The 14,481-nt window shown below is 58.6% G+C and carries 17 protein-coding genes and 1 pseudogene; 12 read left to right on the forward strand and 6 right to left on the reverse strand.

Features of this window, described 5'->3' with window-relative positions; genetic code table 11:
- Positions 1-11: 11 nt before the first annotated feature.
- The 4 genes and pseudogenes from KGB18_RS10845 to KGB18_RS10860 all read left to right on the forward strand — a co-directional run bounded on the left by KGB18_RS10845 (position 12) and on the right by KGB18_RS10860 (position 3,090).
- Positions 12-1,364 carry a c-type cytochrome gene (locus KGB18_RS10845; protein ID WP_123722346.1) on the forward strand — a complete coding sequence of 451 codons (1,353 nt, stop codon included), beginning with the start codon at positions 12-14 and terminating at the stop codon, positions 1,362-1,364.
- An 11-nt stretch (positions 1,365-1,375) separates the two neighbouring features.
- A complete protein-coding gene (locus tag KGB18_RS10850; protein ID WP_123722345.1) occupies positions 1,376-2,398 on the forward strand; it encodes an XdhC family protein in 1,023 nt (340 codons plus the stop codon).
- A gap of 407 nt (positions 2,399-2,805) precedes the next feature.
- A pseudogene (locus KGB18_RS30035) lies at positions 2,806-2,871 on the forward strand (transcriptional regulator); the annotation flags it as partial.
- An 18-nt stretch (positions 2,872-2,889) separates the two neighbouring features.
- Positions 2,890-3,090, forward strand: a complete 201-nt coding sequence (locus KGB18_RS10860) for a hypothetical protein (RefSeq protein WP_007895617.1) — start codon at positions 2,890-2,892, stop codon at positions 3,088-3,090.
- 121 nt (positions 3,091-3,211) lie between these two features.
- Here the strand turns inward: KGB18_RS10860 and KGB18_RS10865 are convergent, their stop codons facing one another.
- Positions 3,212-3,571 carry a VOC family protein gene (locus tag KGB18_RS10865; protein WP_123722344.1) on the reverse strand — a complete coding sequence of 120 codons (360 nt, stop codon included), beginning with the start codon at positions 3,569-3,571 and terminating at the stop codon, positions 3,212-3,214.
- 286 nt (positions 3,572-3,857) lie between these two features.
- Here KGB18_RS10865 and KGB18_RS10870 point away from each other — a divergent pair, with 286 nt between their 5' ends.
- The 3 genes from KGB18_RS10870 (at position 3,858) to KGB18_RS10880 (ending at position 6,249) form a co-directional block, all read left to right on the forward strand.
- On the forward strand, positions 3,858-4,391 hold the full coding sequence (locus KGB18_RS10870; RefSeq protein WP_201060701.1) for an HD domain-containing protein: 534 nt from the start codon (positions 3,858-3,860) through the stop codon (positions 4,389-4,391).
- 104 nt (positions 4,392-4,495) lie between these two features.
- Positions 4,496-5,287 carry an XRE family transcriptional regulator gene (locus tag KGB18_RS10875; protein ID WP_123722342.1) on the forward strand — a complete coding sequence of 264 codons (792 nt, stop codon included), beginning with the start codon at positions 4,496-4,498 and terminating at the stop codon, positions 5,285-5,287.
- A gap of 287 nt (positions 5,288-5,574) precedes the next feature.
- Positions 5,575-6,249, forward strand: coding sequence for a polysaccharide lyase family 7 protein (locus KGB18_RS10880; protein WP_123722341.1), 675 nt, complete (start codon positions 5,575-5,577; stop codon positions 6,247-6,249).
- Between the two features lie 85 nt (positions 6,250-6,334).
- Here KGB18_RS10880 and KGB18_RS10885 read toward each other — a convergent pair whose 3' ends face one another.
- Positions 6,335-6,571 (reverse strand): DUF3079 domain-containing protein, encoded by a 237-nt coding sequence (locus tag KGB18_RS10885; RefSeq protein WP_050681133.1) that lies wholly within the window; start codon positions 6,569-6,571, stop codon positions 6,335-6,337.
- Positions 6,572-6,729: 158 nt separating this feature from the next.
- Here KGB18_RS10885 and KGB18_RS10890 point away from each other — a divergent pair, with 158 nt between their 5' ends.
- The 5 genes from KGB18_RS10890 (at position 6,730) to KGB18_RS10910 (ending at position 10,284) form a co-directional block, all read left to right on the forward strand.
- Positions 6,730-7,089, forward strand: a complete 360-nt coding sequence (locus KGB18_RS10890; protein ID WP_123722340.1) for a hypothetical protein — start codon at positions 6,730-6,732, stop codon at positions 7,087-7,089.
- A gap of 87 nt (positions 7,090-7,176) precedes the next feature.
- A complete protein-coding gene (locus KGB18_RS10895; RefSeq protein ID WP_038982871.1) occupies positions 7,177-7,707 on the forward strand; it encodes an iron transporter in 531 nt (176 codons plus the stop codon).
- Positions 7,708-8,040 (forward strand): cupredoxin domain-containing protein, encoded by a 333-nt coding sequence (locus tag KGB18_RS10900; RefSeq protein WP_123722339.1) that lies wholly within the window; start codon positions 7,708-7,710, stop codon positions 8,038-8,040. It begins immediately after the preceding gene.
- Between the two features lie 22 nt (positions 8,041-8,062).
- Positions 8,063-8,917 carry an FTR1 family protein gene (locus KGB18_RS10905; protein WP_123722338.1) on the forward strand — a complete coding sequence of 285 codons (855 nt, stop codon included), beginning with the start codon at positions 8,063-8,065 and terminating at the stop codon, positions 8,915-8,917.
- Positions 8,905-10,284, forward strand: coding sequence for a 4Fe-4S binding protein (locus KGB18_RS10910; RefSeq protein WP_223569868.1), 1,380 nt, complete (start codon positions 8,905-8,907; stop codon positions 10,282-10,284). The genes KGB18_RS10905 and KGB18_RS10910 overlap by 13 nt, the downstream gene beginning before the upstream one ends.
- A gap of 15 nt (positions 10,285-10,299) precedes the next feature.
- On the opposite strand, the gene KGB18_RS10915 is transcribed toward KGB18_RS10910, so the two are convergent.
- From KGB18_RS10915 to moaA, 4 genes are all read right to left on the reverse strand, one after another.
- The gene (locus tag KGB18_RS10915) at positions 10,300-10,995 is read right to left on the reverse strand and encodes an anaerobic ribonucleoside-triphosphate reductase activating protein (protein ID WP_187326478.1); all 696 of its coding nucleotides are present in this window, start codon (positions 10,993-10,995) and stop codon (positions 10,300-10,302) included.
- The gene (gene nrdD, locus KGB18_RS29855; RefSeq protein WP_017338867.1) at positions 10,992-11,159 is read right to left on the reverse strand and encodes an anaerobic ribonucleoside-triphosphate reductase; all 168 of its coding nucleotides are present in this window, start codon (positions 11,157-11,159) and stop codon (positions 10,992-10,994) included. Before nrdD ends, KGB18_RS10915 begins: the two co-directional genes overlap by 4 nt.
- A 32-nt stretch (positions 11,160-11,191) precedes the next feature.
- Positions 11,192-13,207 (reverse strand): ribonucleoside triphosphate reductase, encoded by a 2,016-nt coding sequence (locus KGB18_RS10920; protein WP_263292355.1) that lies wholly within the window; start codon positions 13,205-13,207, stop codon positions 11,192-11,194.
- Between the two features lie 262 nt (positions 13,208-13,469).
- Entirely contained in the window at positions 13,470-14,462 is a 993-nt protein-coding gene (gene moaA, locus KGB18_RS10925; RefSeq protein WP_223569869.1) for a GTP 3',8-cyclase MoaA, read from the reverse strand.
- Positions 14,463-14,481: the final 19 nt, after the last annotated feature.

The following is a 14,481-nucleotide window of genomic DNA, read 5'->3' on the forward strand; positions in this document are numbered from 1 at the left end:
CCGGAGCGTCCATGAATAACAGCCGATTCGCAAGAACCGCTGGCTGGCTGGCGGTGCCGTGCCTGGTAGCGGCAGGCCTGCTGGCCTGGTATGTCACTCGCGAGCCCGCCTCGCCTTTTGAAAACCACCACATAGCCGTGGCCGACATCGACCCTGCGCTGGTCGCCCGTGGCGAATACGTCGCCAGGCTCAGCGATTGCGTGGCTTGCCACAGCGTGCCAGGCGGAGCACCGTTCGCCGGCGGCCTGGAAATGGCCACACCGCTGGGAGCGATCCATGCGACCAATATCACACCGGACACTGAAACCGGCATCGGCCATTACAGCCTGACGGATTTCGACCGTGCCGTCCGCCACGGTGTGGCACCCGATAGCCGCCGTTTGTACCCGGCAATGCCCTACCCGTCTTACGCAAAGCTCAGTGATGACGACGTGCGTGCGCTGTATGCGTTCTTCATGAAAGGCGTGGCGCCGGTCAAACAGGCGAACATCCAGAGTGGAATTCCCTGGCCACTGAACCTGCGCTGGCCGATTGCACTGTGGAACGGTGTGTTTGTTGACGCCGAGCCCTATGTTGCAAGACCTTCGCAGGATGAAATGTGGAACCGCGGTGCTTACCTGGTTCAGGGCGCCGGGCACTGCGGCAGTTGCCATACGCCACGCGGCCTGGCGTTCAATGAGAAGGCACTCGACGAATCCGGTGCGCCGTTCCTCGCCGGCGCCTTGCTGGATGGCTGGTATGCGCCGAGCCTGCGTGATGACCACAACACGGGTCTGGGCAGATGGAGCGAGCCGGAGATCGTGCAGTTTCTCAAGACTGGGCGCAACAGACACGCGGTGGTCTACGGCTCGATGACCGAGGCGTTCAACAACTCCACGCAGTTCATGACCGATGACGATCTGACGGCCATTGCCCACTACCTGAAATCGCTGCCCGGGGACCCTCAGCGCGATGGAGCGCCCTGGCAGTATCAGAAGGCATCTGCCGCTGAGTCTCTGGACACTGCCGGTGCCCACACCTACGTGACGCGGTGTGCGTCATGCCATGGTCTGGACGGCAAAGGGCAGCCCGAATGGATGCCGCCACTGGCCGGAGCGACCTCCGCATTGGCCAAAGAGAGTGCATCGGCGATCAACATCACCCTCAACGGCTCGCAGCGTGTCGTGGCCGCCGGCGTGCCGGACGCCTATCGCATGCCCGCCTTCCGCGAGCAGCTGTCGGATCAACATATCGCCGAGGTCCTGACATTCATGCGCAGCGCCTGGGGCAATCAGGGTAGTGCTGTCGATGCGCAGGCGGTTGGCAAGCTGCGTGAACACACCGATCCGGCTAGCAGCAGCCCGACCATCCTCCACATGCGCTAGAGGAGAGTTTGATGGAAAGCATCGATTTGCTGGTACTGCGCACGGCGCGGGACTGGCTCGCGGCCGGAGAGCGCGTGCTACTGGCCACCGTGGCGCGAACCTGGGGCTCCTCACCGCGCCCGACAGGGTCGATGATGGCCTTGCGTAACGACGGTCGGGTGGTCGGCAGCGTGTCCGGTGGTTGCATTGAGGATGACCTGATCCATCGCTACACCACGGCCTATGGTGGGAGTGGCTTGAAGGACGGCGCACCGGAAGTGGTGCGCTATGGCGTCAGCGCCGATGATGCGCATCGATTCGGCTTGCCCTGCGGCGGTACGCTTGAGCTGATTCTCGAGTTCAACCCGTCTTGGCAGTCGCTTGATGAACTGCTGGCCCATCTGGATGACGGGCGGCTGGTGCGCCGCTGCCTGGCAGTAGCGTCCGGTCAAGTCACGCTCCAACCCACCGCGACACCGGAGCAATTCAGTTTCGACGGCAAGCATATGCTCAATACCTTGGGGCCAGGGTATCGAATGCTCATGATAGGTGCCGGCGCACTGGCCGAGTATCTAGCCACCATGGCGTTGTTCAACGGCTTCAAGGTATCGGTTTGCGATCCACGTCCGGAATACATCGAGACTTGGGCGGTGACCGGCGTGGAGCGAATCGTCGGCATGCCCGATGATGTTGTCCGCGACTTCGCGGTCGATCTGAGAACCTGCATCGTCGCCTTGAGTCATGATCCCAAACTCGACGATCTCGCATTGCTCGAAGCCCTCCATAGCCCGGCGTTTTACATCGGCGCAATCGGCTCGCGGCGCAACAGCCAGCTGCGCCGCGAACGCCTGATTGAGCATTTTGGTGAGACCCAGGCGTCACTTCAGCGTCTGCACGGGCCGATCGGCATCTACATCGGCAGTAAGACGCCTGCAGAAATCGCCGTCAGTGTGATGGCCGAGATCCTTGCGGCCAAGAATGGTGCCAGCTTGCCGAGTGAGTTCAGTGTCGCCCAAGCTAAACACTCCATTGAATCTGTGCCCTCATCACCGTAGACCTATGCTTGGTTGAAAACCTCCAGGGGCCCCGCCGGTTGTCAGCTCTTCCCCGAATACGGTTCTTCCAGTAACGGCCTCCGCACCCTACTGCCTTCGTGTAGGTCGCGGACTTAAGCGATCCGGATTTCATTTTGGCTGGCCGACAAGCACTCCCAGCTCGGAGCAATGGGTGTGGTGCCCAATGGGTGTTCATCGAAAGCCGAGGCCAGCGCCCGCTAGTTGGCCGGATGTACGCCCAATACAGGAATACCCATACAGCACGGTTATGGGAATACCGACTTGCAAGGGTATGGGAGCGCCCGTAATACTTCGCGGATGGAATTTAAAGAAAGACTCAAAGCCGCCCGTCGCCATGCAGGTCTAAACCAGACCGAGCGTGCTGAGCCCGCAGGTCTCACGCAGACGATATCGTCGACGGCGACATGTACGCGATCAACCACAACGGCCAGCTCCGCGTGAAGCTGGTCTACCTGAAGAAGGGTTGATCAATGCCAAAGAAACATCAGGAAAGCAAAGCAGCGACGGCTGCTGACATTGAGCGCTCTATCCAGGCGCTGAACAAAATGGCTGAACGCCTCTGGGGCGATGGCCGGGAAGCTGAGGCGAAAGCCCTCCTCGATGCCTTGGATGCGTTAAACAGGGCACTCGATCGGATCAGGATTGGAGAGAGCCGCAGGGTTCTTCATTGAAACGTACACGTCCCGGCTGAAGGCTGGGAGTATAAACAGCAAGGTAGATGGCTGATGGGGCTGCTCGAGTTTCCACCGGCAACCAGCGGAACGGAGTGCAGCCGAGTGATTTTGGATCAGGTCACGATCTGAATGCACGACTGGAAATGCTGACATTATTTTGGTCTGGATCTTTGGCATTGGAAAAACTGTATCCCTCTGCCTCGTGTGTCGGGCCAAAAAGCAGCCCCTTTTCTGCAGAGGTCTCCTTGAAAACCTGAACGTCATCCACGTCAAAAACGATTTTGACGCATGCCTGACCGTTCTTTAGGCCTTTGGCCGCCTTGTGCAGAAGTAGCTTGGCGCCACCTGCTGACGAAGTCAGTTCCGTGATGCCATTGAGCTCCGGCAATGCGGAAAACCCAAAATGCCGAGTGTAGAAATCAGATGTCTTCGCGACATCCTTCGCATAAATGATCACCGCATTGATTGCTGGCTTCATATCACCCTCCCTGGTTGGTCACTCAAATCAGCTAGCCATCTTAGACGTAAATCCTCAACACGCCACATCCAACTCATCCCGCCACCCTGGAGGCGCCCATGTCAGCATAATGCAAGGCTCAGTTCCAATTCTGCCGCCTCCGGTGAGCCAAGACGACCTGACTGAGGTTGATTGGCTGGAAGCGAAGGCGGAAAACCTGATGCGGCTTCGTCGTCAGTTGGGGTATCCGTGCAGATGAGCGTCCAAGCCTATAAAGTAGCCACCTCCAAACAAGGAGGATGGAATATTGCTCATCAAAATTGAGCTGCTGGACGAGCTGCTTCAGCGCTATGCCGGATACCTCGGCAATGACTTCACCGGATACCGGAATCATGTGTACCGAGTCATCAACTTTTGTTGCTCGCTCAACGTGCTGGATGCTGTAGGCCTGGAAAAAATAGTTGTGGCCGGGGTATTTCATGACCTTGGCATATGGACGGCCAGGACGTTTGATTATTTGCCCCCGTCAGAGCAATTGGCAAAAGACTTCCTTCGGGAAATCGATAAGCTGGGTTGGACGGAAGAGATTATCTCGATCATTCACAACCACCATAAAATAACTCGGTCTCATACCGATCCACAGAACCTTGCAGAGGTTTTTCGGAAAGCCGATTGGATCGACGTATCCCACGGAGCGGTTACTTTTGGACTCTCACGACAGAAGCGACGTGAGGTGTTTTCGACCTTTCCTGATGCAGGATTTCACTTTCGCTTAGTTCAGCTTTCGCTCAAGCGACTGCTGACGAACCCGCTGAGTCCACTGCCAATGATGCGGCTCTGAATGTAGTAATTCACTCGTCACCCACCCTTGATAGCAGCAGAGCTGCTTTATTGGCCAAAAATTACTAGCAGCGCTATTTGCTGAAATATCATACTCTTGTCGCCATGAAAACACGCCGCCCCCTTACCCCTGAAGAAGTCGCCGAAAGCACCAGGCTCAAGGCTATTTACGACCAGCGAAAGTCTGCTGCCAAAGCGGCTGGATCAAATCTCACTCAAGCGGATGTGGCTGAGGCCTGCGGATGGTCAGGCCAAAGCGCCTTCAGTCAGTACGCAACCGGCAAGGTTCCACTGAACGTCGAGGCACTCCTGAAACTGGCAAAAGCCTTGCGCTTCGATGCCAATGAAGTGAGCCAGCGCCTGATGTCGACCGTTGCCAGCGTCCAGTCTTCCGAGCGCATCCAGCCCAGCGTATTGATGTCGGACATCCAGCCTTGGGATGACGACACGCCCCTGGATGACGATGAGGTCTACGTTCCCTTCTTGCGCGAAGTGGAACTGGCGGCCGGATCAGGCCGTTTCGTGATTGAGGAAAGCGACAGTGCCCGGCTGCGCTTTTTCAAGAAGGACCTTCGCCATAACGGCGTTCAGTTCAGCAACGCGAAGTGCGTGGTTGTCAGCGGCAACAGCATGCTGCCAGTGCTGCGTGACGGCGCAACCGTGGGCATCAACGTCGGCAAGAGCTCACTGGGCGATATCGTTGACGGCGACATGTACGCCATCAACCACAACGGTCAGCTACGGGTGAAGCAGGTTTACCGCCTACCGACGGGCATCCGCCTGCGCAGCTTCAATCGCGACGAACATCCGGATGAGGACTACACCTTTGCCGAGATCCAGGAACAGCAGATCGTGATCCTCGGCCATGTGTTCTGGTGGGGGATGTTTGCCCGCTGATTGAGTCAAACCGTAGACCCGTTTTTTACCAAATGAAGCCCGCCTGGCGCGGGCTTTCTTATGTCCGCGGAAAATATTATTAGCAGCGCTATTTACTTAAAATATAAGCACTGCTACTTTTACCTCGAGCCAAGACAACACCACCCGCATCAAAAGTCGCGGCGCGAGCAATAACGAAAGCATCACTTCTGCCCATTCATCGAGTGGGCAGTGGGATGTAGGCCTACATCAAAAGCGAAAGGCTCAATGGAGCAAAAGGTGACATCAATGAACTGAGGTAAATAACCATGACCGTAGACATCAGCAACTACACAATCGCTACACCGCTTCCTATCTCCGACACCAACCCCATTGCACTAGAGCTCATCGGCTGGCGGGCACTGCTTGAATGCCCGGAAGTCGTTACGATGCTTCCAGATGGCTCGCTGCAAATGACGGCGCCGACGCTCGGCGCTTCGAGCAAAAGCACGCACCGCACCCGCTGCGAGTGGAAGGAGCCGGGTTATTGGCTGTTCGCCAGCGCTGCCGACCACTGGAACCGACAAGAAATGCGGCTGACGAAAGTCAACTCGCTGCAGAAGGTCGTGATCAGCCAGATTCATGTGCAGGGTTCAGAGCGACCACCTGTAAAGGTGTTTTGGAACAAAGGCCGGATCACCATGGGGTTCCGGTCGAGTTATCTTCAAGAAGACCCGGTGAACACGACGGTTCTGGAAGACGTGCCGCTCGGGGCACTTTTCAAAATCAACATTCACGCCAATTCGAGCGGCGCCGTCTCCGTTTCGGCGAGCTGTAACGGCGTCAAATCGACCTCCGCAATCATGCGCCTCGACAACACCTGGGACACGAAAACGCTGGCCTTCCACGGCGGTGTGTACAACCAGATTGATTACTCCGACACCACCGACCCCGAAGACGGTTCGGTGTGCATCATCAGCGACCTTTCCATCACCCACGCTTGATATCGCCTGAGTAAAACGGACCTGTAGGAGCCAGGCTTGCCGGCGAAGGCGTCCTTACGCGCGCCTTCGCCGGCAAGCCTGGCTCCTACAAAAGCGCATCATCGGGCAGCGATTGGAAGTCATCCACCACCTTGTCTGTCGTAATGACCGCATCAAGGCCCCAGTCGCCAGGCACGTGCCAATCCTCTCCAAACATCTCCGCCGGATGCATCGTCCGTTCGGAACCATTGCCGCACGCCAGGGACTTCGCCGGACAATACAGGTCACATCCCCAACAGATCCGTTCGGGGTGCTTGGGGTTGACGGGGAAGTTCTTGGCCATGAAGATCTCCGATCATTGAGTGGCGTCGTTCCAACCTACAGCCCTTGCGCAACGCCAGCCTTGATACATATCAAGAATCGACATCAAGCGACTTCCCTCCCCCATCGCGATCCTGCAGCTAAGCTTCTAACGGCTGAACAGACTTGGAGACGTCGCTCATGCTCAATAAAAATCCTTTCCCAAGCGTTGGGGTCCCGGACCATCCAACCCTGTCGACATGGGACGATCAAAACGCCGCAACATCCATCGATGGCGACGCGTTTACCGCCCCGCCCGCCTTGACCAACGCCGAACTGGTTCACTTGCGTGTCCGGGTAATTGCCTTGGAAAACCTGGTCATCGCGCTGCTGGCAGAAGGTTCGGAACGTCAGCTCGCCATTGCCCGGGAAATGGCCGACTACATAACCCCCAGACCCGGTTTTACCCAGCATCCCTTGACCGTTCATGCGGCGGCACAGATGACCCACAGCGTTGAGCGCGCCCAGCGATTTCGCCAACGTGACGAGCCATCCGTTTAATTGCGCAAAACTTGATAACAATCATTATTGTTCGCAGCAAAGCTTCCTAGACTCGGGCTCCTACTCGTCAGTGTTCAGGAAGCTATTATGCGTACCCCTTTTTCGCTATCACTCGCCCTGCTCTTGCTCACACCTCTGGCTCACGCCAAGGAATACCCGATCGGGGAACCACAGTTGTGTCCCGGGCTGGAAGTCGGGGCGGTGTATTTGCAGCCGATAGAAATGGCACCTGCGGGGATGATGCGCGCCACTGCGGATTCCGACGTCCACCTGGAAGCTGACATTCGGGCCACCGCGGACAATCGGCAGGGCTTTCAGGAAGGTAGTTTCGTGCCCTACCTGAACGTCTCTTTCAACCTGAAAAAACACGGCAGCGACCCCGAGATCAAAGGCGATTTCCACGCCATGGTGGCCAATGACGGTCCGCACTATGGCGACAATGTGAAGCTGCTTGGCCCCGGAAAATATCAGCTGACGTTCACCGTCCTGCCACCCGGCGGCCATGGCTCCCTCGGGCGCCACACCGATAAGGAAACCGGTGTCGCTCCCTGGTTCGAACGCTGCGAACTGCACTACGAATTCATCTACGCCGGCATCGGTAAAAAAGGCGGCTATTGAATGAAGCGCCTGCATCTTGCCTGGCTGATTGTGGCCGGAACAGTTGCACCGTTGACGGCCCATGCCGAGTTGCCGAGCTTTGAGCTGATCCTGCGCGATGGCCACTTCACACCGGCCTTGCTGGAGGTGCCGGCCGGACAGCGCTTCAAGATTGTTCTGAAGAACGTCGGCCAAGGACCGGCCGAGTTCGAGAGCACGCCGTTGCGGGTTGAAAAAGTCCTGTCGCCGGGCGTGACGACCTTCGTGGTCATTCACCCCCTGAGGCCCGGTCACCACCCCTTTTTCGACGAGTTCAATCCGCAATTGCCCGAAGGCGGCATCCTCGCGAAATAACCTGTTAGCGCACGGAGCTTCCATGAATCAATCAATGTTCATCGTCTGGCGCGAAAGCGTCGAGGCGTTGCTGGTGATCGGTATTCTCCAGGCCTGGGCCAGCCAGCAAGGCCAACGTAATCGTCTGGTCAAATTCCTCTGGGCGGGTGTGGTGCTGGGGTTGATGCTCTCGGGCCTGCTGGCGGTGTTGATTCTGTTTGCCGGTGAGGCCATGAGCGGGTCGGCCAGCGAATGGTTCCAGGCTGCACTCGCGCTGGTTGCAAGCCTGTTGATGGTGCAAATGGTGGGCTGGATGCATCGCCACGGACGCAGCCTCAACCACGATTTGCGACGACACGCCGATAGCCACCTGGCTCGACAAGGTGGCGCTGGTCTATTACTGCTGGCAATGCTCGCGATCAGCCGCGAAGGCAGTGAAACCGTGGTCTTTCTCTATGGCGCCGGCGCCCGGTTGCGAGGTCCGCAGCTCGGTTTGTTTGCTGTTGGCGGCGTATTGGGACTGGTGCTGTCGGCGCTGACCATTACGCTGCTGCACAGCAGTCGCCGATTCATTTCATGGCAACGATTTTTTGCCATCAGCGAAGTCATCTTGCTCATGCTCGGCGCGGCGTTGCTGGTCAGCGGCACCGAGCGAATCGGCGGCCAATTGCTCGCTCTGGATTTGCCGGACGTGGTTTACAGCCTCTTTGGCGAAGCGCTTTGGGACAGCAGCACGTTGCTGAACGACAGCCACGGATTGGGTGGCTTTCTTGCCGGGTTCGCCGGTTATCGGGCAAGCCCCAGTGGCCTGACCTTGTTGGTGTGGATCGGTTATTGGCTCGCCGTCGGCGGCTGGCTGCGGCAACGAACTGCGGAAAACCTGCCATGCCCGACCTGAGCCGGTGCAATCGATGGCTCCAACGACTGGGTGAGGGGATGCGTCGTCATGCGCCCGTCATCCGTGCGGTGCAGTGGGCTGTTGTAGTGTTTTATGCGGTGCTGTTGGTGACCCCGGCGCTGTTGCCGCTACCGCACAGCCAGGCACGGATACTCGACAACCTGACCTTGCTCGCGCAGTTTCTATTCTGGGGGATCTGGTGGCCGTTCGTGTTGCTGTCGATGGTGTTCTTCGGTCGACTCTGGTGCGGCGTACTGTGCCCGGAAGGCTCGCTCAGCGAATGGGCCAGCCATTACGGTAAAGGCCTGGGTGTGCCGCGCTGGTTGCGCTGGGGCGGCTGGCCAACCTTGGCGTTCTGCCTGACGACCCTCTACGGCCAGTTGATCAGCGTCTATGACTACGCCCAGGCCGCTCTGTTGATTCTGGGCGGTTCGACGGTGGTAGCGGTTATCGTCGGGTTGTTGTTCGCCCGAGGCAAGCGGGTCTGGTGCCGTTACCTGTGCCCGGTCAGCGGCGTTTTCGCCCTGCTCGCCCGGCTTGCCCCTGTGCACTTTCAGGTCGATGAACAACGCTGGCTAGAAAATGCCGCACCGCGCCTGCCGCCGCCCAACTGCGCTCCCCTGCTCGATATCCGCCGCCTGCAAGGCGCCAGTGATTGCCACGCCTGCGGACGCTGCAGCGGGCAACGCGGTGCCGTTCAACTGATCGCCCGCTCCAGCAATCAGGAGATTCTTCACGCGACGGCGCAGACGCTGTCCCCTTGGGATACGCGCTTGCTGCTATTCGGCGTGATCGGCTTGGCCATGGGCGCATTTCAGTGGACGGTCAGCCCATGGTTTGTCGCCCTCAAACAACACCTGGCCGAGTGGCTGGTCGAACACAACCGACTCTGGGCCCTGCAGGACAATGCTCCCTGGTGGCTGCTGACCCATTACCCGCAGCTCAACGACAGCTTCAGCTGGCTCGACGGTTTCAGCATCGTCGCTTACCTGAGTTTGAGTTCAATCGTGTTCGGCACGGCGTTGATGCTGCTTCTGCGTCTGACGGCCCGACTGGCGCGAGATCGCACTTTGTATCAGCCCTTGGCGCTGACACTCACGCCTCTGGGGGCTGCCGGACTGTTTCTCGGGCTGTCGGCCACCACCGTCAAATTACTGCGTTATGAAGGTCTGCTGCTGGAATGGGTGCAACCGGCCAGGGCCTGTCTGTTATTGGCGGCGATGAGCTGGAGCCTGCTACTGGGTTGGAAACGGCTGAGTCGCGAAGGTCTTTCCCGAGTGCGACGCGGGTCCGCTATCGCTTGCCTGCTCCTGGCCGAAGGTATGGTGGGATTTGGCTGGTGGTTGCAATTCTGGGGCTGGGCTTGAGTTCCCCAGCCCCCGTTACCCTCGCAACACGAAGGCTGGAAACAACTCGCGCATGGCCTCCCACAACTCTGGCAGCAAGGCTTGTGCGGAAACGCTCGGCAACAGCGGATCGAACATCCGCTCGGTGCGAACCAGTTGCACGGCGAAGCGTTTCACGCCAAGCGCATTCAAGCGTTTGGCCAGGATCAGAAGACGCGCCGGTTCGAACAGATGCCAATGCACGGTGGTGCGACATTCGTAGTCGACACCACTGGCCAGCAGATGCTCGAGACTGCGCCAGTTGGCGGTCCCGCTGCCTTCGACCCGGGTGATGGCCTGGCAATCCTCGGGCAACGCCTTGACATCGAAACCGACCCAATCCGCGCCGGTCAGTGCCTTGGCGAATGCAGCAGGCTTGATGCCGGCGCTGTGCAAGCCGATGCGAAATCCCATGTCCCGCACTTCGTCCATGGCGCTAAGCAAGCCGTCCTGCAGAGTCGGTTCACCGCCGCTGAACACCACGGCATCAAGCAGATCCTGACGACGTTGCAGAAACGCCAACACCCGCCGCCAATCCACTTCCTCACTGCCACGAGGGGGAATCAGCTGCGGGTTATGACAGTAACGACAACGCCAGGCGCAACCCTGGCAAAACAGCACGCAGGCGAGCTGTCCCGGATAGTCGATAGTGGTCAGGGGCACCATGCCCCCGACCCGAAGCATTCGACTCATTGGCGTCCGGCCAGTGCCGCGCTTTCAGTGAAGTGCACCCGCTCACGGTGCTCCGACTGTTTACCCGGATTGAACGCCGACACAGGACGGTGATAGCCCATCACCCGGGTCCAGACTTCGCAGCGTTGACGTTGAGCCTGGGGCAGTGTTTGCGATGCAGTCATGGTGAAGCTCCTTGCGGTTGAGTGGATCGAAATCAATGAACGGCGCCGGCTTTCTGTTCTTGCAGCAGCAGGACCTCGTCGCATTTGGGGCAGAACTCATGTTCGCCATCGAGGTAGCCGTGCACCGGGCAGATGGAGAACGTCGGGGTCACGGTCAGGTACGGCAGGCGGAAACGTCCAAGGGCTTTTCGCACCAGTTGCTTGCAGGCCTGGGTCGAGGAAATTCGCTCGGCCATGTACAGGTGCAGGACCGTGCCGCCGGTGTATTTGCATTGCAGTTCGTCTTGAAGTTCCAGGGCTTCGAAGGGGTCTTCGGTGTAGCCCACGGGCAGTTGCGAGGAGTTGGTGTAATACGGCGCCTGCACACTGCCGGCCTGGAGAATGTCCGGATAGCGCTTGAGGTCTTCCTTGGCGAAGCGGTACGTGGTGCCTTCTGCCGGTGTCGCTTCCAAGTTGTAGAGATGACCGGTTTCCTCCTGGAAACGCAGCAACGTGGCGCGCACGTGGTCCAGCATATTCAAGGCAAACTGCCGGCCATGCTCGGTGTGCATGCCCTCCTTGTCGCCGGTGAAATTGCGCAGCATTTCATGCAGGCCGTTGAGGCCGATGGTGGAGAAATGGTTGCGCAAGGTGCCCAGGTAACGCTTGGTGTACGGGTACAAACCGGCGTCCATGTGGTGCTGAATGACTTTGCGCTTGACCTCCAGGCTCTCCATCGCCAGTTCCATCAGCGTGTCCAGGCGCTGCAACAAACCACTGGTGTTGCCCTTGAACACATAGCCCAGACGCGCGCAGTTGATGGTCACCACGCCGAGCGACCCAGTCTGTTCCGCCGAGCCGAACAAACCGCCGCCGCGCTTGAGCAACTCGCGCACATCCAGCTGCAAACGGCAGCACATCGAGCGCACCTGATTGGGCTGCAGATCCGAATTGAGGAAGTTCTGGAAGTACGGCAAACCGTAGCGCGCCGTCATCTCGAACAGACGGTCGGCGTTTTCACTGTCCCACGGAAAATCATGGGTGATGTTGTAGGTCGGGATCGGAAAGGTGAACACTCGCCCTTTCGCATCGCCAGCCTGCATCACCTCGATGTAGGCGCGGTTGAGCAGGTCCATTTCGACTTGCAGGTCGCCATAGGCAAACGGCATTTCCTCCCCGCCGATGACGGGTATCTGCTCACGCAAATCCTGCGGGCAAACCCAGTCGAAGGTCAGGTTGGTGAACGGCGTCTGAGTACCCCAGCGTGACGGCACGTTGAGGTTGTAGATGAACTCCTGAATCGCCTGGCGCACCTCTTGATAACTCAACTGGTCCTTGCGCACATAGGGCGCGAGGTAGGTGTCGAACGAGCTGAACGCCTGGGCACCGGCCCATTCGTTTTGCAGGGTGCCGAGGAAATTCACCATCTGCCCCAAAGCGCTGCTCAAGTGCTTCGGCGGACCGGCTTCGACACGCCCCGGCACACCGTTGAGCCCCTCGTGCAACAGGGTGCGCAGCGACCAGCCGGCGCAGTAGCCGGCGAGCATGTCGAGGTCATGCACATGCAAATCCGCCTCGCGGTGGGCCTGGCCGATGGCCTCGCTGTACACCTCGTCCAGCCAGTAGTTGGCAGTGACCTTGCCCGACACGTTCAACACCAGCCCGCCCAGTGAGTAGCCTTGATTGGCGTTGGCCTGAACCCGCCAGTCTTCACGGTCCAGGTACTCGTTCATCGAGGTCGCCACTTCGACCATGGTCCGGCGGTCACGACGCAAACGCCCGTGTTGTTCGCGGTAGACGATGTAGGCGCGCATGGCGAAGAAGAAACCGGCGTCCATCAACACCCGTTCGACACGATCCTGGATCTGCTCGACATGCAGCCTTGGCAGTCCGTCCAGACGAGCGAGTACCGCCTGAAGCAAACCTTCAACCTCAACCTCGGTGTACTCCCCCGTAGCCTTGCCGGCAGCGATCAACGCCTGACGGATTTTGTCCGCATCGAAGGCGACCAGACTGCCATCGCGCTTGTGCAAGCGGTTACATCCTACTGAGATCAGCGTGCTCTGCATTCGGCCTCCAGATACTACATATAGATGTTTATAGACAAACAAACACAACATGCAGTGAAGACTACGGACAAAGGGCTGATCTGCAATTGATCGATATCAAGATTTGGCGGTGAATCTGTGACAAGCGCGGGTCCCATGTGGGAGCGGGCTTGCCCGCGATGGCGGTCTATCAGTCAACATTGATGTTGGATGTGATGGCCTCTTCGCGGGCAAGCCCGCTCCCACATGGATTGGTTGTATTTTTTGAATCGTGCAAGACAGCTCAACCGCCACTCATGTTCATGAACCGCACTATCTGCACCTCCCCTTCGGGGCTGAAATCGTGGCGCAACGGCTTGCCGCGCAAGGCCTTCTGCACGGCATTGATCACGGGCTGATCATCCAGCGGATAACGCCGCAGCAATCCTCTTAAATCCAGCGCGTCCTCCTGCCCCAGACAAAGCAACAGCTTCCCTTCAACAGTCATCCGCACCCGATTACAGCTGCCACAAAAGTTGTGACTGTTGGGCGAAATGAAACCGATCCGGGTATCGGAATGGCGCTCCAGGCGCACGTAGCGCGCCGGTCCGCCGCTGTTCTCAGTGCTGTCGAGTAATCGATGCTGGCTGGCGATCAGCGCCCGCACTTCGTCGCTGGAACAAAACGATTCGCCCCGGGAACGCCCGACGTCGCCCAACGGCATTTCTTCGATAAAGCTGATATCGATGCGCTGATCGATGGCGTATTGCACCAGCGCCGGGACTTCATCGAAGTTGCGCCCTTTCATCACCACGCAGTTGAGTTTGATCCGTTCAAACCCCGCGTCCCGTGCTGCCTCAATGCCGTTGAGCACCTGATCGAGATCGCCGATGCGGGTGATCGCGCGAAATTTCTGCCCGTCCAGGCTATCGAGGCTGATGTTCATCCGCTTGACCCCCGCCTCCGCCAATGGCCGGGCCAGACGGCTCAGTTGCGAGCCGTTGCTGGTCATCACCAGTTCGCGCAAACCGGGCAGCGCGGCGATGTTGCGGCACAGTTCGACAATGCCCGGACGAATCAGCGGCTCGCCGCCGGTCAGGCGAATTTTGCGTACGCCCAACCCGACGAACAGCGTTGCCAGACGCTGCAACTCTTCCAGCGTGAGCACCTGCTGACGCGGCAGGAAGGTCATGTTTTTCGCCATGCAATACACACAGCGAAAATCACAACGATCCGTCACCGACATCCGCAGATAATCGATCTGCCGTCCAAAGCCATCCTGCATTACAGCGTTCATCACATCTCCCGGTTTGCCT

The organism is Pseudomonas sp. BF-R-26, from assembly GCF_019947395.1.
GTDB lineage: Bacteria > Pseudomonadota > Gammaproteobacteria > Pseudomonadales > Pseudomonadaceae > Aquipseudomonas > Aquipseudomonas farris.